The sequence below is a fragment of the Xanthomarina sp. F2636L genome, assembly GCF_026410195.1.
GTDB lineage: Bacteria > Bacteroidota > Bacteroidia > Flavobacteriales > Flavobacteriaceae > Xanthomarina.
The window spans coordinates 205,960-227,187 of sequence record NZ_JAPMLM010000072.1; the positions used below are offsets into that span (position 1 = coordinate 205,960).

Consider the following 21,228-nt stretch of genomic DNA (forward strand, 5'->3'; position numbering starts at 1 on the left):
TAGACTTAACTATTACCAAGCTTTAATCTGTAACTTTGCACACATATTTTTCAATTTAGAAAGCTATACTGCTTATGGATACTAAAATAGAAACAAACCCATTAATAGACCGATTACCTCCACATTTAAAACAGTTTATTAAGCCACAGAATTATAAAGATTATTCACCAATTAATCAGGCTGTTTGGCGCTATGTGATGCGAAAAAACGTCTCTTATTTAAGTACAATTGCCCACGAATCTTATTTAAATGGTCTTGAAAAAACTGGAATTTCTATAGATAATGTACCCAGCATGTATGGCATGAATAGAATTCTTAAAAACATTGGATGGGCAGCTGTTGCCGTAGATGGGTTTATACCTCCAAATGCTTTCATGGAATTTCAAGCGTATAAAATATTGGTGATAGCTTCCGATATCCGTCAGCTAGAAAACATAGAATACACTCCAGCACCAGATATTATTCACGAATCTGCCGGGCATGCTCCAATAATTGCAAATCCTGATTATGCGGAATACCTTAGACGTTTTGGGGAAGTTGGCGCGAAGGCCATTTTATCTTCTCATGATAACGATATGTATGAAGCTGTTAGAAGACTGTCTATTTTAAAAGAAGCCACAAACTCCAGTGAAAGAGAAATTCAAGAAGCTGAAGATTTAGTCCATGAGCTACAGAATAAAAAAGTACCACTTTCTGAAATGGCAAAAATCAGAAATTTACATTGGTGGACGGTTGAATACGGTTTAATTGGAACCATAGAAAATCCTAAAATTTATGGAGCGGGATTACTATCTTCTATAGGCGAAAGTAAATGGTGTATGAGAGATGAAGTTGAAAAAATACCATATTCTTTAGATGCTGCTGAACAAGAATTTGATATTACTAAACCGCAACCTCAACTTTATGTAACTCCAGATTTTGCTTATTTAATGGAGGTTTTAGATGAATTTTCTAATACCATGGCTTTGCGAAAAGGTGGGTTTAGAGGGTTACAAAAACTAATCGATTCTCAGAAAATTGGTAGTATTGAGTTGAATACGGGTTTACAGATTTCGGGTGTTTTTACCGACATGATAACCGACGAAGACAATCGTGTAGTCTATTTTAAAACCGAAGGTCCAACAGCTTTAGCCAATCGTGAAAAAGAGTTAATAGGTTTAGGAACCGAGGCAAACCCTGATGGGTTTAGCTCTCCAATTGGTAAATTAAAAGGGATTAATTTAGCTATTGAAGACATGGGTCCAAGAGATTTAAAAGCTTATAATTTTTACGATGGAAAACGAATTTCTTTTGAATATGAAAGTGGTATCATAGTAGAAGGTTTAAATACTACTGGAATTAGAAACTTATTTGGAAAGCTTATTTTAATTGAGTTTGAGGATTGCACCGTGAGCTATAAAGATGAGATTTTGTTTTCTCCAAATGATGGAATTTTTAGATTGGCCGTAGGCTCGTCTATTGTTTCTGCCTATGCTGGTGCTGCCGACTTTAGATCATTTAATAATTTATACCATGTATCCAGCACAGAAACCATCAAACAAGAAAAAAACTCGAAAACTATAGAATTAGAAAGTTTGTATGCTTTTGTAAGAGACATGAGGGATTCTAATAAAATAGATATTTTAAAACTCCGAGCCATGTTTGATGATTTGAAAGTAAATCACCCATTAGAATGGCTGATTATACTGGAGATACTGGAAATTTTACAAGAACAAAATAGTAAAGAATTACATGCTGAACTATTAGAGCATTTAAAAAACATCCAACTGCAGAAACCTAAAATTGCCCATCTTATTGAAGATGGTTTGGCTTTATTTTAAGAGTTTTTTTCATTTTAGAATAGTAACATTATTGTTAAATAACCAATCCTATCATAAATATTTAGTTTATTCATTTTTTCCATTGATGAAAAAACGAACCAAAAAAATCTAGGCTTACGAAACTTTATCTAAATTTTTTGCTAGTCCTCTAAATTTTAGGAACTCGCCATTAAATATAGTCCTTTGAGGACTAATCCGACTGACTCAAACAGCCTAAAATTTTACGAGGCCTACACTTCAAATTTTACGATAAACTTTCGATAGGCCAAAAATGAGCTTTATAAAAACAACCCTAAAGGTTAAAACACCATGAAAACCTGCGTAAATAAAGACTTTGAGAGTTCGTTATAATTTTTTTTTAAGAAGCTATTGTTAAACAATTTATAAATAAAGTGTCATGTAACACTTGTTACAAAGTTTTTGAAATAAAATAAAGTACTTTGTAAAAAATTAAATTATGGGATTATTAGATTTTCTAACTGGGAATAAAAGTGATAAAATAAAAGACTTTCAATCTAGAAAAGCTATTATTATTGATGTAAGAACAAAAGAAGAATTTAGTCAAGGTGCTATTACGGGTTCTAAAAATATTCCTCTTCAAACTTTAAAAGGGAAAATTAATGATATTAAAAAATTAAACAGACCTGTTATTGCTTGTTGTGCTAGTGGTATGCGTTCTGGAAGTGCCGCTTCTATTTTAAACAGCAATGGTATTGAAGCCATTAATGGCGGAGGCTGGAGTAGCTTACGCAATAAGTTATAAATAGCTTTTACAGCTTAGCGTCTCTTTATGGGGGAGTTTTAATCTTTAAAAACTTCAAGGTTTTGAAAATCGTTTGAAGAGTTGATAGCATCTCCATTATATTTAAGAGTCCAACCTAAAGAGTTTGTAAGAATATAGAATTTAGCCAATTCGCTTAGTAGTCTATTTTGAGCATTCGATTTTAAATTAGAGGCTTCTACTTTTTTTAGTAAACTTTGTTTTACGGATTCTTTTATGGTATTATAATCTTTGGCTTCAAACGGGTTTAGATAATCTGCTTGAACATCATAATATTCAAAATCTGGATGAATGCTTATTTCTTCTTCTGGAATAGATGTAATTATTAATTCTTTATTCTTTTCATCTAAAACATATTCCAACTTACTTAAGTCGTAAGCAACCGTAACATCTGCATTTGCAACTACCAAAGCCTTTTTTTCTACATTTATTAAATTAGAAAATAAGGCTTTAGAATTTTTATAGGTAAATACCTGACTAAAATGTCCTTCTGTAACTACAAGCTTCCCCACATTTTTAATGGATTCTTGTATTAAAGCGGAGTCTTCGTGAAGGGTTGTTTTATTATCTTTTTGGTCTTCGCAAAACTTAAAAGTTAAAAGCACAACTAAAGCAATGATGATTCCCAATAGTATTTTTCTCATAACTCAAAAGTACATAAAAAATTAATGAGATAATAGTACCCCAACTATTAAGGAATAAGGTTGTTTTTCTTAGCTTTTTGCAAGGCTTCAATTTTATTGTGTACTTGAAGTTTTTTATAAATATTCTCAATATGTTTTCTAACAGTTCCTGTAGAAAGTATTAAATTTTCTGCAATAGCATTATAACTTAATCCCTTACTTAAGTGTTCTAAAACTTCAACCTCTCTAGCTGTTAATTTAATATCTTCTTGTTCCTCTCTATTTTCAATACTCAGTGGGTTTCTAAGAAGTTTTAAGGTTTTTAAAGCGATGGAAGGATTCATAGCAGCACCACCATTTAGGGTTTCTATAATTCCGTCGTGAAGATCTTGAGCGTTTATTTCTTTTAATAAATATCCATCAGCTCCCGCTTTAATAGACTTAAAAATGTTTTCATCGTTATCGAAAACGGTAAGCATAATTATTTTAATATGCGGATATTTTTGTTTGACAATTTCTGTTGCTTCAATGCCATTTAAGATTGGCATTTCTATATCCATTAAAATTAAATCTATATTCCTATTATCTTCTAATTTCGCTAATAAATCTGAACCATCGGTAGCTGAAAATTTAAAATTCAAATCTTCAAAAAAAGAGAGTTTTTCTTTTACAGTATTTATTAGAAAAGCATTGTCGTCAACTATAGCTATTTTAATATTCATATATTATTTCTTAGTAATTCAACCTTTTATTTATTCATAATAACAGAAAGAATGAGGTTTAAATTGATTTAAACACTCTTACGGTTGTTCCTTTATTTATTTCAGATTTTATTTCGAATTCAGCATCCAATTCATGAGCACGTTTTTTCATATTATTTAAACCGTTTCCTAACTCTACTTCCTTATAATTGAATCCAGTTCCGTTATCTGAAATCGTCATTATATAAATAGCATTTTCAAAAGTAAAATCAACATCTATTTTAGTAGCCTTGGCATATTTTATAGAATTATTAATAGCTTCTTGAATAATTCTATAGATATTCATTCCTTGCACAGAGGTAAACATCTTGTGTTTCCCCATGTCTTCGTCTACATTAAAACTAAAAACTATAGCATGCGCGGATTTATTGGCTTTCTCAATGAAATTTGAAATTCTCGATTGTAAATCTTCAAAAGTTATTTCATTTTTATTCATGGCCCAAATAGTGTCTCGTAACTCGTAAATAGTCGAAGAAGCAAAGTCGCTAATAGATTTTAGTTTTTCGTTTAAATTGTCTGAAAGTTTAAAGCCATATTTTAAATTATCTACAGACGAAATAATAAAAGTTAATTGGGCGCCAATATTATCGTGCAGATCTCTACTAATATGTAAGCGTTGCTCTTGGAGTTTATTTTGGGTTTCAATTTTGGCCAAAGCCTCTTTTAATTCATTCTCTTTTTTAAGCTGCTTATGTTTGAGTTTTTGCTGATTGTATAATAAATACCCAAATAGAGATAAAACAATAGCTAAAATAATCAAACTTATAATTTGATAGTTTTTTCTATTTAAATCAGATTCTTTTTGCGAAATTTCAGTTTGTTGTAATAAAATTTCTTTTTCCTTTTTTTCCGTTTGATATTTAGTTTCTAATTCGCTACTTAATTTTAAAGCTTTTTCCTGCAACACTAAATCTTGATTCTTTACATATAAATTTGTGTAATATGCTACACTATCCGGTTTAGACTCACTTGCATAAACCGGAATAAGCTGTAAATACACCTGCAAACTCTTTTCAACCATAGCTTCATCCTTAAAAATCTTTAAACTTTCTAAAAGGATGGATTTTGCCTTACTAAATTCTCCTAAATTATTATAGACTCCTGCTAGACTTAATTTAGAACTAGCCAATTCTGTTCCTAAATTTGTTTTCTCTCTAATTTCTATAGATTTCTGTATATATTCTCTAGCTAATTTATATTCTTTTTTATCGTTATAAATAGTTCCTAAATTATTATAAGCAGAACCTAAAGTTGGAAATGCATCTGCTTTTTCTGCTTCTTTTATTCCTTTATGTAAATAAGTAATAGCATTTGCAGTATCCGTTTTAAACAAATAAAGACTAGCCATACTTACATATGAATTACTTAAATATTCAAACTGATTATTTTTCTTAAAAAAAGCAATATTATCATTTAAATACTGTTGCGATTTAGTATAGTTTTTTAATGCCATATAAATATTTGCAATATTACTTTTAAGAGAATTTGCTACAACTTCATTTCCACTACTTTCATAAAATTTCAGCGATTTAAGAAAATAAATCATAGAACTATCTAATAATGTCTTCCTATAAAAAATATTACCCAATTTAGAATTTACTGCTGCTATTCCAGAAGAGTCCTGCAGCTTATTTCTAATTTTTAAAGATTTCCGCAATAGGTTTTCAGACTGATTAAGGTCTCCTTTTAAATAATAAACTGTGGCATAATCATTAAGAGTTTGAGCCAAGAATACAGAGTCGTTCATTTTTTTAGCCATAGACATAGCTTTCTTTCCATAAACCAAGGCAGAATCAGTTGAGACTGTACAATAATACCAAGTTAAATCTCCATAGATTTTAGCTTTTTTAACTTCATCTGGATTATTTAAAAGCTGAATTTTTAAACTATCTATAATTTTTTGCGGGCTTTGTGAAAACGCATTTAAATTAAGTTGTAAAACAAAAATCAGGAATAGTAACTTCTTCATATAATTAATTGTAATGCTCCTCGAATATAATCTTTTTAGTGATAAGTAGCTCTTTTGTTATTTCAAATAATTGATTGAGTAAGGACTTATTGTAGTTTTCCAAATAAGCATTTTTTTGAATAACCTGTTCTTGTTTCAGTTGTTCAAAACTTAACTGATTTTGCAATCTTAAATAACTTTCTTTAAAAACTTTAGTGTTCCATTGAGTAACAACAACTACTCTAAAACTAAATACTATTAAAACACCAATAAGTGTGAATAAAATAAACGAAAAAAGAAGATTTAAATCCATAATTAAATACTTTATTAAGTTTAAAAAAAAGCATGCTTAAATTTTCATTTTAGACATAAAAAAAACATCAAACTCAATCCCTCAAAAGATAGATATTGCCTGATGTTTATTTATAAAATTGATTAATAGCATGATGAAAATACAATTTAATGGTAGATATTACATAATTATTCGACAAAACGATAGTTAAAAAAGATTAAGCGCAATAACCTACCTTATTACGCTTAATCAGGTATAATCCTAACAACAAGGCTCTTATTGTCAAGATGTTCTAAATCTATCTAAACAAGATTTCTTATTGTTTTTTAAGATTAAAAGCTCCTTCTGTAACGCTTTTAGTTGAGCCATCATTAGCATTTTTACAAGTAAAATTAAAGGTCCCTTTTACATGAGTATCTGTCTCTTCAGAAATTTTAATTTCACCAATTACACCAGAATCTTGATAAGGCGCATTCCATGTTTGCGTATTCATTGGATCGCTAATATTTGGTTCTGCATAAGAAGCAGTTCTAAACACATTATCGTCGCTTAGTTGGTAGGTTCCAACACCATCATATCCATTAATAATCATACTAATCGCTTGAGATTGTGTGTTTCCTTGCATCACCAAAGTGGTTTGTCCACCACCAGTTGTAGCATTAGCAAAAGAAGTCATTTCTAAAGATGTAAATGAACTTCCATTAATTTTTGCTGTAATAGTTCCTGAAGCTGCTCCTCCACCTCCAGCATCTCCACCATCATCATCGTCTGAGCAAGAAGAAAGTGTTATTAAAGAAAAGCACATTAAAAATAAGGTAAGATGTTTTAAAGTTTTCATTGTTGAAATATTTTTAGGGGGTTTATAATACTCCAAATTTGCAACTTAAAGACGTAGTAATCAATACGAAGAAATACGTATATTTTAAAAAAAGAGAAAAGAGACAGATTAAAATATAATATGTGAGAAATTTGTTTGAAGCTTTTCTATTCTATCTGAAAGCTTTTGAAGAAAAAGTTTATGTGCTTTAGAATCTGGATTGAAAGGTTTATGCTGAAGTCCTTTTTGAATAGCATCTACTTCTTCCATAATATGTGAAGCTTTTTCTGAAATCCAGACCAATATAAATTTCTCCCAAATATAATTGATGGCTGTTTGGTTTGGATGAATCATGTCTTCGGCATAAAAACGATAATCGCGCAACTCATCCATCATGATTTCGTAGGATGGGAAATAATAAAGACCTCTCGACTGCGCTCGAGGTGACAGAACAGAATGAATAGCAGAAATTAAATGCGCCTTACTTTGCGTGTTTTCAACAAAGCCATCTTTTAAATGTCTTACAGGAGATACTGTAAAAATAATAGTCACCTCATTATTTACACTTCTTATAAGTGCAATAATTGATTCCAACGTTTCGACAATCTCGTTAATTGAAAGCAGTTCTTTTAAAAACTTTTTTTGTGGTATTTTATGACAGTTTGCAACTACCTCATCTCTTTCAATAAATCTATACACCCAGGCAGTTCCTAGGGTAATAATAATGTGAGACGAACTCTCAAGCTGATTGGCCGTTATTGGAATTTGGCTATTAAGTGTGTTTAAAAGCGTTAGTTTATCGGGGTTACTTAATTTGGAATGGGCTTCAAAACAATGCCATTGTTCATTTTGAAAAAGCACATCCTCTTCTGTATAAACTTTTTGATTAATAGCATGTGTGATAAAACTCTCAATAGCTTGTGGATGAAATAAAATTCCAAACGGGTTTTGAAGCGTTTGAAACTTAAAATAATCTAATTTTCCTCCTATGTTTTCCACAAAACACGATCCAATTAACAACAACTTGGTATGATAATCTATTTGATTATGCTGTTGTTTAATTAATGGTATGTTTGTTTGAAGGTTCATTTAGTCACGAATTTCACTAATTATCACAAATTTTAAATATGCAAGACTATTTAGCAGAGATTCGCAAAGTTTACCAAAGATTCACAGAGAGATTTGAATTTAAAAAAATCTCTGTGAGTCTCTGTGTAAAAACTGAGCTATTAGTTTATTACAAATAACTTTTAGCAGCTTCCAAAGCAGCTTCAATTCCTCCTGGATTTTTACCTCCTGCAGTTGCAAAGAAAGGTTGTCCGCCACCACCACCTTGGATGTGTTTTCCTAATTCTCTAACTATTTGCCCTGCATTCAAGCCTTTACTTTCTACCAGTCCTTTAGATACGTAACAAGACAATAAAGCCTTCCCTTCGTTTTCTGCTCCAAATAACAAGAATAAATTATCAAACTGACTGCCTAATTCAAAACATAAATCTTTAATGCCTCCAGCATCTAAATCTATTTTCTTTGCTAAAAACTGAATGCCATTTATTTCTGTTAATTCGTTTTTAAGATCGCCTTTTAGATTTTTTGCTTTGTCTTTTAATAGAGCCTCCACTTGTTTTTTAAGACTACTATTTTCTTCTTGTAAATTTTGCAGCGCTTTAACAGGTTCGTTATTATTTAATAACACTTTTATATCATTAAACGTCTTATTAATATCTACAAAATAATCTTTTAAAGCATCGTTTGTAATGGCTTCAATACGACGAATTCCTGCAGCGACAGCTCCTTCAGATACAATTTTAAAGAACCAAATATCACCTGTATTCTTCACATGTGTACCACCACACAATTCGATGGATTGACCAAAACGAACCATTCTAACGGTATCTCCATATTTTTCACCAAACAAAGCCATGGCTCCTTCTTCCAAAGCTTGATCCATTGGAATGTTTCTTTTTTCCTGAAGTGGTAATTTTCCAGCAATTCGTGCATTAACAAAAATTTCAACATCGCGTAATTCTTCAGATGTTAGTTTTGAAAAGTGTGAAAAATCAAAACGCAAGTATTTTGAGTGCACAGCAGATCCTTTTTGTTCCACATGACTCCCTAAAACTTCACGTAATGCTTGGTGCAATAAATGTGTTGCCGTATGGTTACACTCTGTTCTATAACGCTGTTTAGAATCTACAGTTGCCGTGAAATTTTCGTTTAAATTTTCTGGTAAATCTTTAGCAAAATGCATCACTACATTACTCTCTTTTTTAGTATCTAGAATATAAGTGATATTTCCATTTCCATCTTCCAAATAGCCCTTGTCTCCAACTTGTCCTCCACCTTCAGCATAAAATGGCGTGAGATTAAAAACCAGTTGATACATATCTCCATCTTTCTTGGATGTTACTTTTCTATAACGTGTAATTTTTACTTTTGCTTCTAAAGCATCATAGCCTATAAATTCTTGTACAGCATCATCTATTAAAACAGTCCAATCGTCTGTGGACATTTCGCTTGCTGCACGAGAACGCTTCTTTTGTTTTTCTAATTGGTCTTTAAAACCTTTTTCATCCAGTTTTAAATTTTGTTCAGAAAGTATCAATGCTGTTAGGTCTATTGGAAAACCATAAGTATCATACAATTCAAAAGCTTTTTCTCCTGAAACTGTATCTCCTGAAGTACTTTTAACAATACCATCCAATAGCACCAAACCTTGATCCAAAGTTCTTAAAAAAGAGGCTTCTTCTTCTTTAATAACGTTTTCAATAAGTTGCTTTTGAGCTATCAATTCAGGGAAAGCATCTCCCATTTTTTTACTTAAAACATCAACCAATCTATATATAAACGGTTCTTTTTGATCTAAAAAAGTAAAGCTATAACGAATGGCGCGACGTAAAATACGACGAATAACATATCCAGCTCCAGTATTGCTTGGCAACTGTCCATCTGCTATAGAAAAAGCGACTGCACGAACGTGATCTGAAATAACGCGTATGGCAACATCTACTTTCTCTTCTTTACCATAATCTTTATCTGTAATGGTTTCGATTTCTCTAATTATTGGTGTAAAAACATCCGTATCGTAATTAGACTGTACACCTTGTAACACCATACACAAGCGCTCGAATCCCATTCCTGTATCGATATGTTTGTTAGGTAAAACTTCAAGCAACCCATTCGCTTTCCGGTTGTATTGCATAAAAACTAAGTTCCAAATTTCTACTACTTGAGGGTGATCCATATTAACTAAGGATTTTCCATCTACCTTTGCTTTTTCTTCAGCTGAACGAATATCTACATGAATTTCGCTACAAGGTCCACAAGGTCCCTGGTCTCCCATTTCCCAAAAATTATCTTTTTTATTTCCCATCAAGATACGATCTTCTGGAACAAATTGCTTCCATAAATCGAAAGCCTCTTGATCCATAGGAATATCGTCTCCTTTATCGCCTTCAAAAACGGTTACATACAAAATATCTTTATCTACACCATATACATCGACAAGAAGTTCCCAAGCCCAAGCAATGGCTTCTTTTTTAAAGTAGTCTCCAAAACTCCAATTCCCAAGCATTTCGAAAAGCGTGTGGTGATAAGTATCATAACCTACTTCCTCTAAATCGTTGTGTTTTCCAGAGACACGTAAACATTTCTGACTATCTGCAATACGATTATTTTTTGGTTTGGTATTTCCTAAAAAGTATTCTTTAAAAGGCGCCATTCCTGAGTTTACAAACATGAGGGTTGGATCGTCCTTCAACACCATGGGAGCAGATGGTACAATACTGTGTTTTTTCTCTTTAAAAAAACTTAAAAATTTCGAACGTACTTCTTGAGACTTCATTTATTTATTTTGAAAGCTTGATTTTGTTAAATTTTCTATAAAACGAGACGTTTTTTACTATTTCTCTGCAAATCTATTTTAAATTTCGGATTGAGAGATGCTACTTTCTTATTTTATCGTTTAGTTTTTACTAAATTTACAATGAAAATATTTTGTAGGTTTGTTCGTTTTGGATACTAATTGATAAATCGTTAAATATTAATTCCATGCAAAAATAGCATAAATTAGATAATGAGTAAGGTAAAATATTATTATGATTCAGATACGCTTTCTTACAGAAAAATAGAGCGTAAAAAAACAAGAACGGTAAAATACATGTCGTTGTTTATACTGGCTTCTGCTATATTTGCTTTTTTATTTGTTTTTATTGCCAGTCAGTATATAGAGTCTCCACGTGAAAAAGGTTTAAAACACGAATTACAAAATGCCCAATTCCAATTAGAGTTATTGAATAAGAAGATGGACGAAACCGAAACGGTTTTGGCAAATATTGCCGATAGAGATAACAATATTTACAGATTATACTTTGAAGCTAACCCAATTCCTGATGAACAAAGAAAAGCAGGTTTTGGAGGTATTAATAGATATAAGAATCTGGAAGGATTTGATAATTCTAAGTTAATCATACAAAGTCATAAACGTTTAGATCAACTACAAAAGCAACTAGTGGTGCAATCTAAATCTTTAGACGAAATAACCAAGCTTGCCGAAGAGAAAGAAAAATTATTAACAGCTATTCCAGCTATCCAGCCCGTAAATAACGAAGATTTAACAAGAATGGCTTCTGGTTATGGTATTAGAACAGATCCTTTTACAAAAGCAAGAAAGATGCATTGGGGTATGGATTTTACGGCGCCTCGTGGCACGCCAATTTATGCTACAGGAGATGGTGTCGTTATTAGGGCAGATAATGGCTCAGCAGGATATGGAAATCATGTAAGAATAGACCATGGTTATGGATATATCAGTCTTTATGCACATATGTATAAATATAACGTAAAGAAAAATCAGAGAGTAAAACGTGGAGATATTATTGGTTTTGTTGGAAGTACAGGACGATCTGAAGCCCCACATTTACATTACGAGATTTTTAAAGACGAGCAACGTATCAACCCTTTAAATTTCTATTACGGAAGTTTATCTGCTGAAGAATTTAATAAATTACTTGAACATGCTTCCTTAGAAAACCAATCTTTAGACTAATGCAAATAGAATTACCTGAAAAACGATATTATAGTATTGGCGAAGTAGCTAACGCCTTTGATGTAAATACATCTTTAATTCGTTTTTGGGAAAAAGAATTCGATATCTTAAAACCTAAGAAAAACGCAAAAGGAAACAGGAAATTCACACCAGAAGATATTAAGAATTTAAAATTTATTTTTCATTTGGTAAAAGAAAGAGGCTTCACTCTTGAAGGTGCAAAAATTCATCTTAAGGAAGAAAAGAAAAAGCCTTTAGAAACCTTCGAGATTATTAGCAAATTGAAAAATGTTAAAGCACAGCTTCTTAAAATTAAAGAACAACTGTAACAATCTTATTACTTTTACAACTAATAGAACAAACACGAACACTTAAAACAATATATCATGAAAAAATGGTTAATTCCAGTAATTATCTTAGCTGTCCTTGGTTTTGGTATTTACAATTGGGCTGTAGGATTTAATAATACAGCTGTTACACTTAATGAAAATGTAGGCGAAGCATGGGGAAATGTCCAAACTTCTTACCAACGAAGAAACGATTTAATTGGAAATCTTGTCAACACAGTTAAAGGTGCTGCCGATTTTGAAAGAAGCACACTAGAAGCTGTAATAAAAGCTAGAAGTGAGGCTACCAAAACAACTATCGACCCTTCTAATATTACACCAGAGCAATTAGCACAATTCAACCAAGCACAAGGTGGTTTAAGTAGTGCATTATCAAGATTACTTGTAACTGTAGAGCGTTATCCAGATTTGAAAGCCAATCAGAATTTTCTTAAACTACAAGATGAATTAACAAGCACGGAAAACACCATTCAAACCGCTAGAACACGTTATAACGAAGCTATTAAACCATTTAATACACATGTAAAAACATTTCCTAACTCTATATTAGCTGGTATTTTTAACTTTGAAGCTAAACCATATTTCGATGCTGAAGCTGGAGCAGAAAAACCAGTGGATGTTGAATTCGATTTTAACTAGAAAACATGTCTAAAATAGAAGATTTTTTAACGGCACAAGAAGAACAAGAGATTGTAAACGCCATACGTAAGGCCGAAAAAAACACATCTGGAGAAATTCGAGTACATCTTGAAAAATCTTCTAAAATAGACGTTTTTGATCGTGCTATGGAAGTATTTCATTATTTAAAAATGGACAATACCAAAGAGCAAAATGGGGTTTTAATTTATGTAGCAGTAGAAGATAAAACCTTTGTTATTTTTGGAGACAAAGGTATTAACGATATTGTGGGAAAAGACTTTTGGACTTCCACTAAAGACGTGATTCAGGCGCAGTTTAAATCTGGAAACTTCAAGCAAGGTCTTGTGGATGGGATTTTAAAAGCTGGAGTTGTATTAGAAAAACACTTTCCTTGGCAACACAACGATATCAACGAGTTACCCAACGACATATCTAAAGGCTAATGATGACAATGCAACAAATAAAATTTGTAATTATTCTCTTTGTCAGTTTGTGTTTTTCGCAAAAGATAGTGGCTCAATTCGATATTCCTGAAATTCCAAAAGAACAAACCAGTGTTTACGATTATATGTCGCTGCTTTCTCCTTCTGAAAAAAGCAGTCTAGAACAAAAACTAATTAAATATTCCGACACCACCTCAACACAAATTGTTGTAGTAATTATTCCTACTTCTAAAGGTGAAAACATTGGACTTTTATCTGCCAAATGGGCTCATGAATGGGGTATTGGACAAGCTAAAGAAGACAATGGCGTGTTTATTTTATTAGCTAGAGACGACAGAAAAATATGGATTTCACCAGGCTATGGTGTAGAACATAAATTAACAGCTGGAATTGTAGGCGAACTTACTAGAAATGTGATAATCCCAGAATTTAAAAAAGATGATTATTACAGTGGCTTAGACAAAGGAACCGATGCTATTTTTGAGGTTTTAATGGGAGAATATCAAGGCACTCGAAGGTCTTCAAAAGATTCCGGGTTTCCTTTTGGTTTAATATTTTTTCTATTTATAATTTTCATTTTCATTCTAATCTCTATATCCAAAAACAGACGAGGAGGCAAAGGAGGTCCTGGCAGTAATTCAGGAGGTGGCTTTAGCATTCTCGACGCGATTATTTTAAGTAATATGGGAAGGGGAAGTTATGGTGGCTCATCAGGTGGTTTTGGAAGTTCTTCCGGTGGTGGATTCTCTGGGGGAGGTTTTGGAGGAGGCTTCGGAGGTGGAGGTTTCTCTGGAGGTGGTGCTGGTGGAAGCTGGTAAAACTTAGTTTGTAGTTAGCAATTCTTAAGATTTAAATTTCAACGTTCAAAATTGAAACTGAAATTAAAACGCTTTCATATATTAACCTATATCGAATAACACATTGACCTAACCTAATATAATAGATTCAAAAAAGAAGTCTTTTCTATTTTATTTCATCTAGTCAAAGAAGTACATGTCATCATTACCAGACTCTCCTTTTTTACCCAAACTATTAAATTTCCAACTAAAACTCAACATAAAATAACGTTGCAATACGCTGCTTTGAGAGTCTTGTATATAGTTTTGTGTGGCACTTCTTCTGGCATTGGTATTTTGATTTAATAAATCGTATACTTTTAAGGTCATTAGGGCTTTATCTTGCATAAAAGAGTATGCTAATGAGCTATTCCAAAACCAAGCACTCTGCTGAAAACTACTTGATATGCTAGGGTCGTAATTATATTTAACATCATTTCGCCACTCAAAATTCTTTGGCAAAAACAAGGCAGAGGTTATTCTTAATTGATGAAATAGAAAACTGGTATCTTCAAAGGTCTCTAAATTGTATTTGTTATTTGTAAAGCGAATGCTATATCGAGGTCTTATTTCAAAAATACCTTTCCACTCAAAGGTAAAATCTATTTCTGGCGTCAAGGAATTTACATGACTTGCATATTGTACACCATTATTAAAATTGACATTTCTATAAATATTTCCATTAAGCCCCAGCCCTACTTTTACTGTTCTTAAGCTGTCCAGGTTGATCTTTTTACTATAATCCACTCCTCCAAAACCACTATAATCGCCATTCACATTGGCGTAGGTAGTAACTCTTTCTAAATCTTCAGTAATTATAGACCTTGAAACTACTTTATTATCTGTAAACGCCAATCCAAAATACCCATAAAAACCGGTTCGTTTTTGAAAATCGAAAGCATTGAAACTTCCGTAAAAATTATGCTTTGTTTCTGGTTCTAAATTTGGATTCCCAACAATGGTATTTAAAGGATCTGACACATTTGCAAAGGCTTGCAACTGATATAATTCCGGTGGTGAACTTCGTAATCTATAACTAACACTTACCGAAGTTTTATTGCTTAATTTATATCTAATATTGGAATTTAATTGTATGTTTTCAAACTTACGTTCTATATTGAATTCAGGCCTTAAAAGATCATTATTTCCTAAAGTTCTAAAAAGATAAGAAGCTCCAAAACTAGCTGAAAATTTATCAACCCTATAACTTAAAGACATACCTGGCACGCTGGTTTCATCTGTGTATTCAAAATCTGTACTTAATGCCTGATTAAAGATGTTGTAATTACCTTCTGCATCTTTATCAAAGGTGCTTTTAGTATCGTCTGTTTTTGTATTGGAATAGTTATAATCAAAGTCTATAAAAAGCTTTTTATCTATAAGAGGCAATCTATAACTCAAAGTAGTACTAAGAGTGTTGGTGTTGCCGTTGCCATCGGTAAATTGATCGCGACTGGTTTGGTCTATTAACACATAATCCGGATTAGTAGGATCAAGCAAATCTTCGCCATAAATATTTGTTAAGGAATTTAAATAATCGTCCGATTCTCTGGAAATTAATTCAAAATTCACTTTCGCTTTAATAAAACCGCCTTTAGATCCAAACTTTTTGGTAACACTTAAGTTATTACTAAAATTATTGGCTAGATTATCTACTTTGGAATTTGAAGTAGATTCGTTGGTCAAAACTTTTGAATTATTTAAAGATTCTTCATATCCATTATATGTATTTTCACTTTTAGAATAGCGAAAAGAAGGAACTATATTTATTAATAACGTGGAATCTACCTCAATGTCAAAACCCAAATTAGCGCTATGACTATTGCTATTATTATAACTACTATTTCTGGAATTAGTATAGTAACGGGAGTCTGGTAAAATATTCTCACGCTGAGTAGCTGTTTCGTTTTCTGAGATGCTTCCAGAGTGAAAATAATCGGCAGAAACATCTGTTTTCTTCCCAATAACATCGGCATAATTTGCACCAACATTTTGAGATTTTGTAATTCCAGCACCACCTCCAAAAGAACGACCGTCTATGGTAAAGGCTCCAGTACTAGATATGGACATACTGTTTGCATGTCCAAACATTTTTTGTATTTCGCCAAAACTAAATCCTGGGGAATTGATATTATTCCCGCCAGCTAAAACACTCACACGCTGGTCGTTATTAAAATAATTTAGCATGCCTGCAAACTCATATCGTTCATCAGTTCCTCCTCCAGCAGCTACACGTCCAAAAACGCCTTTATTTTTATCTTCACTAATGGTTAGGTTTATGGTTTTATCTTCGCCATCCGTCTCTTCTCCTGTAAAGGCTTCCGATTTGGTTTTGGTATCCACAATCTGTACTTTGTCAATAATATCTTTGGTTAAATTCTTGGTAGTAATGGTTGGATCATCTCCAAAAAACGGTTTGCCATTAACAAGTATTTTACTCACCTCTTTTCCGTTAACTTTTATTTTCCCGTCCTCTCCTACTTCAACTCCTGGAAGTTCTTTTAGCAAATCTTCTACCGTGGCATCCTTTTTAGTTTTAAAGGATTTTACATTAAATTCTAAAGTATCTTTTTTTAATGTAATTGGCGCCTGGGAAGTAATAAGCACTTCATTTAACGCATTGGAATTTACTTCTAACGAAAGCGTGTTAAGTTGGATGATTTCCTTACTTAACTCGATTTTTTTAAAATAGGTTTTATATCCTACATAAGAAATATACAGATTTACCTGCGTGTCGTTAATCTTATCTTCCAAAGAAAAACGTCCATCTTTATCTGTAATGGTATAGGTAATAACCGTACTATCTTTTACACGTTCTAAATGAACCGTAGCCGACTCTAAAGGAGATTGATCTTCAGCAGAAATTACAGTCCCTGAGATCTGAAATTTATTGGATTGAGAAAACACAATTGAAACCCATAAAAAAACTAGGGTAAAAAAAAAGTACTTCATGGTTTTGATTGATAGCTTAGTAACAATTAAAACGAAAGTACTTAGTTTTTCGTGTGAATTTTCTTAATAAAAGTATAATTTTTATTTTTTACGCATATAAACACTTACTGGAACACCATTAAAATTGAAATGTTCACGAAGTTTGTTTTCTAAAAAGCGTTTGTAAGGATCTCTTACATACTGAGGTAAATTACAGAAAAATGCAAATTGCGGTTGTGGAGTTGGCAATTGCATGATATATTTTATTTTTACAAATTTTCCTTTATATGCTGGAGGTGGATTGTGTTCTATAATTGGAAGTAAAACTTCATTTAACTTGCTTGTTTTAATCTTCTTAGTTCGGTTGTTATAAACTTCAACAGCCGTTTCAATAGCTTTAAAAATACGTTGCTTGTTTAATACTGAAATAAAAACAATCGGCACATCGGTAAAAGGTTCAATTTCTCTTCTAATAATTTTTTCAAATTCATTAGTTGATTTATGGTCTTTCTCAACCAAATCCCATTTATTAACCAATATTACAATCCCTTTTCTGTTGCGTTCTGCCAGCCAGAAAATGTTTTGTACCTGACCGTCAAAACCACGAGTGGCATCCATAACTAACAAGCATACATCGGCATGTTCTATGGCACGAACACTTCGCATAACAGAATAGAATTCTAAATCGTCTTTAACTTTAGCTTTTCGTCTAATTCCAGCCGTATCCACCAAATTGAATTCAAAACCAAAACGATTGTATTTAGTATCTATAGAATCTCTGGTTGTTCCTGCAATATCTGTAACAATATATCTTTCTTCGCCAATTAGTGCATTTATAAAAGACGACTTCCCGGCATTTGGTCTTCCTACTACAGCAAAACGAGGTAGCTCAGCTTCTTCAACATTTTCTTTTTCGGGTAAGGCTTCAACAAGAGCATCTAATAAATCTCCGGTTCCACTTCCATTAATACTGGCAATGGTGAAATATTCGCCTAAACCTAAAGAATAAAATTCCACAGCATCTTCAGCTCTTTTGGCATTATCTACTTTATTAACTACTAAAAAAACGGGTTTTTTAACTTTTCTAAGCAAGGTTGCTACATCTTCGTCCATTCCTGTCACGCCAGATTCTACATCTACCATAAAAATAATAGCATCAGCCTCATCGATAGCTAATTCAACTTGTTTGTCTATTTCTGCTTCAAAAATATCGTCGCTTCCTTTAACATAACCTCCTGTATCAATTAGCGAAAATTCTTTTCCATTCCAGTCACTCTTTCCGTAATGTCTGTCTCTTGTTACACCACTAACTGCATCCACTATCGCTTCTCTTCGTTGTATTAAACGATTAAAAAAGGTCGATTTTCCAACATTAGGTCTTCCTACTATAGCAACTATGTTACTCATTTTAAATAAATTTTGATGCAAATATAATGATATGCTTATGATTTCGTTGTATTTTGTATCTCTCAAAAAAAATATATTTACAAATGAAAAATAACATTACAGCCATTATCTTTTCTTTAGCTATTGTAATTTCTGCATTCTTACTAGGAAATGCTTTTATGAATAGGAATCAAGCTGATGGTACTATTTCGGTTACTGGCTTAGGAAAAGCTGATTTTACATCAGATTTAATTGTTTGGGAAGGTTCTTTTTCTAAAGAAAGCTTTGATCTTAGACAAGCTTATAACGATCTTGAAGATGATAAAAAAATTATTTCCGAATATTTACTTTCTAAAGGAATTACAGAGAAGGAATTGGTTTTTAATGCTGTAAATAGCAGAAAAAATACTCGTGGAAAATACAATAAAGAAGGCCAATATATTGGGGAAGAATTTTTAGGGTATATCTTAACACAATCCTTACAAATAGATTCTAATGATGTTGAAAAAGTTGAATTGATTTCAAGAGAAATTACCGAACTTCTAAATAAAGGAATTCAATTTTACTCCCAATCGCCTAGATATTATTATACAAAATTAGCCGATTTAAAAATTGAAATGATATCGAAAGCCACCTCCGACGCAAAACATCGAGCAGATATGATTGCTGAAAATTCTGGAGGAAAACTAGGAGAATTAATTTCGGCTAAAATGGGAATTTTTCAAATTACCGGTCAGAATTCTGACGAAGATTATTCTTGGGGAGGGACGTTTAATACAGAATCTAAGGAAAAAACAGCTTCTATTACCATGAAATTAGATTATAAAGTGAAATAACTTAAAAACATATATGTCCAACTCCTCAACAATCAATGAAGTGGTTTTAAGACCACGTTTCAAATTTGAAAAAGACCGAAATAATGAAGATTTACTAAGTCTATTTGACAAAGCAAAAAAAGAGCAATCTAATTTTATTGTGTCTCGAATAGACAATCATGTATTTCTTAAATTGCCAAAACAAAAGCAGCATTTTTGGTCGCCACAATTACATTTGGAAATAGATGAAATAAATGAAAACTCCAGTACGATTCGTGGCTTATTTGGACCCAACCCAACGGTTTGGACTATGTTTATGTTTTTTCATTTTTTGGTTGGTTGTTTGTTCTTAGGCTTTGGAGCGTGGGGATATTCTAATTGGTCTTTAGAAACATCTTATGGCATCCAAATAAGTATGATGATTTTTATGGTTATTGTATGGATTGTTTTATACTTTGTTGGACAGATGGGTAAAAAAGTTGGCATGAACGACATGCATCTGCTTCATAGATTTATGAGAGATACACTTCGTAATCAGTAGTATTCAATATTTAGAGAGGTTGTCTGAGGGATTCTTATAAAAAACTTTCTATTCTCATAGAAAAACCATAGGATGGCATAAAGAAGCCATAGATAAGGTATGGGAAAGGTATGGGAAAGGTATGGGAAAGGTATTGATAAACTAGGAAAAAGCATCAATTAGGGATAAATAGTTTTTAGTTTACTAAATTTTAATTCCTAATACCTATTTACCAAGTATGTTACTGATTATACCCAAAACGCTTTAACTGTCTTTGGTCGTTTCTCCAGTTTTTATTCACTTTTACATAAAGTTCCAAATGGACTTGCTTACCAAAAAATTTCTCTAAATCCTTTCTAGCTTCTACTCCAACACGTTTTAAAGCGGACCCTTTATGACCAATAATGATGCCTTTTTGGGTTTCTCTTTCCACCATAATTACAGAACGCATTCTAATAATTTCATCTTCTTCAAAAAATTCTTCTGTATCTATTTCAACAGCATAAGGAATCTCCTTTTTATAATGCATTAAAATTTTTTCTCTTATAGTTTCGTTTACAAAAAAACGTTCTGGCTTATCTGTTAATTGATCTTTTGGATAGAAAGGTGGCGATTCGGGAAGCAATTCTATGATACGATTAAAAACCTCTTTTACCTGAAATCCTTCCAAAGCCGAAATAGCAAATATTTCTGCATTTGGCACTTTTACAGCCCAACTTTGCACTTGTTCTTCAAGCTGTTCTTGATCGGATTTATCGATTTTATTTAGCAGCAATAAAACAGGGATTTTTGAACTGGTAATCTTATTAAAAAAGGTTTCATCTTTTAATTCTTTTTCACCAATTTCAACCATATAGATTAGCACATCAGCATCTTCAAAAGCCGATTTTACAAAACCCATCATGGATTCTTGTAGCTCGTAGGCTGGCTTTATAATTCCTGGTGTATCAGACAAAATCATTTGAAAATCTTCCCCATTAACAATACCTAGAATTCTATGGCGTGTTGTTTGTGCTTTCGAAGTAATAATAGATAACTTCTCACCCACAAACGCATTCATTAATGTCGATTTTCCAACGTTTGGATTTCCTATAATATTTACAAAACCTGCTTTATGCATCATAATATTTTAATACGGCAAAGATAGTTTTAATAATTTTAAACCTAACATTCTCTAAATAAGATATGATAAAATGTTTTTTTAAGCATTATTATTACAAGC

General features: G+C 32.2%; 19 protein-coding genes. 9 read left to right on the forward strand and 10 right to left on the reverse strand.

The features are described 5' to 3' along the window. Positions 1-74: 74 nt before the first annotated feature. Together OS191_RS14570 and OS191_RS14575 are read left to right on the forward strand one after the other, a co-directional pair. Positions 75-1,820, forward strand: coding sequence for an aromatic amino acid hydroxylase (locus tag OS191_RS14570; protein ID WP_267149157.1), 1,746 nt, complete (start codon positions 75-77; stop codon positions 1,818-1,820). 457 nt (positions 1,821-2,277) lie between these two features. Continuing rightward, positions 2,278-2,583 carry a rhodanese-like domain-containing protein gene (locus OS191_RS14575; protein WP_267149158.1) on the forward strand — a complete coding sequence of 102 codons (306 nt, stop codon included), beginning with the start codon at positions 2,278-2,280 and terminating at the stop codon, positions 2,581-2,583. Positions 2,584-2,621: 38 nt separating this feature from the next. Here OS191_RS14575 and OS191_RS14580 read toward each other — a convergent pair whose 3' ends face one another. From OS191_RS14580 to alaS, 7 genes are all read right to left on the reverse strand, one after another. Then, positions 2,622-3,245 (reverse strand): DUF4230 domain-containing protein, encoded by a 624-nt coding sequence (locus OS191_RS14580; RefSeq protein ID WP_267149159.1) that lies wholly within the window; start codon positions 3,243-3,245, stop codon positions 2,622-2,624. Positions 3,246-3,292: 47 nt separating this feature from the next. Then, positions 3,293-3,946: a response regulator gene (locus OS191_RS14585; protein ID WP_267149160.1), complete on the reverse strand. Its 654-nt coding sequence runs from the start codon at positions 3,944-3,946 to the stop codon at positions 3,293-3,295. 58 nt (positions 3,947-4,004) lie between these two features. Beyond that, on the reverse strand, positions 4,005-5,954 hold the full coding sequence (locus tag OS191_RS14590; RefSeq protein WP_267149161.1) for a tetratricopeptide repeat-containing sensor histidine kinase: 1,950 nt from the start codon (positions 5,952-5,954) through the stop codon (positions 4,005-4,007). 4 nt (positions 5,955-5,958) lie between these two features. Continuing rightward, positions 5,959-6,246, reverse strand: a complete 288-nt coding sequence (locus tag OS191_RS14595) for a hypothetical protein (RefSeq protein ID WP_267156433.1) — start codon at positions 6,244-6,246, stop codon at positions 5,959-5,961. 295 nt (positions 6,247-6,541) lie between these two features. Further along, complete coding sequence (locus OS191_RS14600; protein ID WP_267156434.1) at positions 6,542-7,063, reverse strand: DUF6252 domain-containing protein; 522 nt, start codon at positions 7,061-7,063, stop codon at positions 6,542-6,544. A gap of 108 nt (positions 7,064-7,171) precedes the next feature. Beyond that, a complete protein-coding gene (locus OS191_RS14605; RefSeq protein WP_267156435.1) occupies positions 7,172-8,131 on the reverse strand; it encodes a GSCFA domain-containing protein in 960 nt (319 codons plus the stop codon). Between the two features lie 148 nt (positions 8,132-8,279). Further along, positions 8,280-10,886: an alanine--tRNA ligase gene (gene alaS, locus OS191_RS14610; protein ID WP_267156436.1), complete on the reverse strand. Its 2,607-nt coding sequence runs from the start codon at positions 10,884-10,886 to the stop codon at positions 8,280-8,282. A 231-nt stretch (positions 10,887-11,117) separates the two neighbouring features. Between alaS and OS191_RS14615 the strand changes: the two genes are divergently transcribed. Genes OS191_RS14615 through OS191_RS14635 form a run of 5 tightly spaced genes read left to right on the forward strand, consistent with a single transcriptional unit; the run spans position 11,118 to position 14,336 of the window. Then, complete coding sequence (locus OS191_RS14615; RefSeq protein WP_267156437.1) at positions 11,118-12,089, forward strand: M23 family metallopeptidase; 972 nt, start codon at positions 11,118-11,120, stop codon at positions 12,087-12,089. Continuing rightward, on the forward strand, positions 12,089-12,418 hold the full coding sequence (locus OS191_RS14620; protein ID WP_267156438.1) for a MerR family transcriptional regulator: 330 nt from the start codon (positions 12,089-12,091) through the stop codon (positions 12,416-12,418). Before OS191_RS14615 ends, OS191_RS14620 begins: the two co-directional genes overlap by 1 nt. A 57-nt stretch (positions 12,419-12,475) precedes the next feature. Further along, complete coding sequence (locus tag OS191_RS14625; RefSeq protein ID WP_267156439.1) at positions 12,476-13,075, forward strand: LemA family protein; 600 nt, start codon at positions 12,476-12,478, stop codon at positions 13,073-13,075. A gap of 5 nt (positions 13,076-13,080) precedes the next feature. After that, the gene (locus OS191_RS14630) at positions 13,081-13,518 is read left to right on the forward strand and encodes a TPM domain-containing protein (RefSeq protein WP_267156440.1); all 438 of its coding nucleotides are present in this window, start codon (positions 13,081-13,083) and stop codon (positions 13,516-13,518) included. A gap of 8 nt (positions 13,519-13,526) precedes the next feature. After that, entirely contained in the window at positions 13,527-14,336 is an 810-nt protein-coding gene (locus tag OS191_RS14635) for a TPM domain-containing protein (protein WP_267156441.1), read from the forward strand. A gap of 159 nt (positions 14,337-14,495) precedes the next feature. On the opposite strand, the gene OS191_RS14640 is transcribed toward OS191_RS14635, so the two are convergent. Together OS191_RS14640 and der are read right to left on the reverse strand one after the other, a co-directional pair. Then, positions 14,496-17,306, reverse strand: coding sequence for an outer membrane beta-barrel protein (locus OS191_RS14640; protein ID WP_267156442.1), 2,811 nt, complete (start codon positions 17,304-17,306; stop codon positions 14,496-14,498). An 81-nt stretch (positions 17,307-17,387) separates the two neighbouring features. After that, complete coding sequence (gene der / locus OS191_RS14645) at positions 17,388-18,692, reverse strand: ribosome biogenesis GTPase Der (protein ID WP_267156443.1); 1,305 nt, start codon at positions 18,690-18,692, stop codon at positions 17,388-17,390. Between the two features lie 83 nt (positions 18,693-18,775). On the opposite strand from der, the gene OS191_RS14650 reads away from it, so the two are divergent. Continuing rightward, complete coding sequence (locus tag OS191_RS14650; protein WP_267156444.1) at positions 18,776-19,507, forward strand: SIMPL domain-containing protein; 732 nt, start codon at positions 18,776-18,778, stop codon at positions 19,505-19,507. Positions 19,508-19,520: 13 nt separating this feature from the next. After that, entirely contained in the window at positions 19,521-20,027 is a 507-nt protein-coding gene (locus OS191_RS14655) for a GTP-binding protein (protein ID WP_267156445.1), read from the forward strand. Between the two features lie 220 nt (positions 20,028-20,247). On the opposite strand, the gene era is transcribed toward OS191_RS14655, so the two are convergent. Then, positions 20,248-21,129 carry a GTPase Era gene (era, locus tag OS191_RS14660; protein WP_267156446.1) on the reverse strand — a complete coding sequence of 294 codons (882 nt, stop codon included), beginning with the start codon at positions 21,127-21,129 and terminating at the stop codon, positions 20,248-20,250. Between the last annotated feature and the right edge of the window lie 99 nt (positions 21,130-21,228).

Excerpts from the sequence above, each read along its gene's own strand:
- OS191_RS14605 (WP_267156435.1), bottom strand. The coding sequence starts at position 8,131 with ATGAACCTTCAAACAAACATACCATTAATTAAACAACAGCATAATCAA.
- OS191_RS14570 (WP_267149157.1), top strand. The coding sequence starts at position 75 with ATGGATACTAAAATAGAAACAAACCCATTAATAGACCGATTACCTCCA.
- OS191_RS14625 (WP_267156439.1), top strand. The coding sequence starts at position 12,476 with ATGAAAAAATGGTTAATTCCAGTAATTATCTTAGCTGTCCTTGGTTTT.
- OS191_RS14595 (WP_267156433.1), bottom strand. The coding sequence starts at position 6,246 with ATGGATTTAAATCTTCTTTTTTCGTTTATTTTATTCACACTTATTGGT.
- OS191_RS14580 (WP_267149159.1), bottom strand. The coding sequence starts at position 3,245 with ATGAGAAAAATACTATTGGGAATCATCATTGCTTTAGTTGTGCTTTTA.
- era (WP_267156446.1), bottom strand. The coding sequence starts at position 21,129 with ATGATGCATAAAGCAGGTTTTGTAAATATTATAGGAAATCCAAACGTT.
- OS191_RS14650 (WP_267156444.1), top strand. The coding sequence starts at position 18,776 with ATGAAAAATAACATTACAGCCATTATCTTTTCTTTAGCTATTGTAATT.
- OS191_RS14590 (WP_267149161.1), bottom strand. The coding sequence starts at position 5,954 with ATGAAGAAGTTACTATTCCTGATTTTTGTTTTACAACTTAATTTAAAT.
- OS191_RS14575 (WP_267149158.1), top strand. The coding sequence starts at position 2,278 with ATGGGATTATTAGATTTTCTAACTGGGAATAAAAGTGATAAAATAAAA.
- OS191_RS14620 (WP_267156438.1), top strand. The coding sequence starts at position 12,089 with ATGCAAATAGAATTACCTGAAAAACGATATTATAGTATTGGCGAAGTA.
- OS191_RS14615 (WP_267156437.1), top strand. The coding sequence starts at position 11,118 with ATGAGTAAGGTAAAATATTATTATGATTCAGATACGCTTTCTTACAGA.
- OS191_RS14640 (WP_267156442.1), bottom strand. The coding sequence starts at position 17,306 with ATGAAGTACTTTTTTTTTACCCTAGTTTTTTTATGGGTTTCAATTGTG.
- alaS (WP_267156436.1), bottom strand. The coding sequence starts at position 10,886 with ATGAAGTCTCAAGAAGTACGTTCGAAATTTTTAAGTTTTTTTAAAGAG.
- der (WP_267156443.1), bottom strand. The coding sequence starts at position 18,692 with ATGAGTAACATAGTTGCTATAGTAGGAAGACCTAATGTTGGAAAATCG.
- OS191_RS14600 (WP_267156434.1), bottom strand. The coding sequence starts at position 7,063 with ATGAAAACTTTAAAACATCTTACCTTATTTTTAATGTGCTTTTCTTTA.
- OS191_RS14655 (WP_267156445.1), top strand. The coding sequence starts at position 19,521 with ATGTCCAACTCCTCAACAATCAATGAAGTGGTTTTAAGACCACGTTTC.
- OS191_RS14630 (WP_267156440.1), top strand. The coding sequence starts at position 13,081 with ATGTCTAAAATAGAAGATTTTTTAACGGCACAAGAAGAACAAGAGATT.
- OS191_RS14635 (WP_267156441.1), top strand. The coding sequence starts at position 13,527 with ATGCAACAAATAAAATTTGTAATTATTCTCTTTGTCAGTTTGTGTTTT.
- OS191_RS14585 (WP_267149160.1), bottom strand. The coding sequence starts at position 3,946 with ATGAATATTAAAATAGCTATAGTTGACGACAATGCTTTTCTAATAAAT.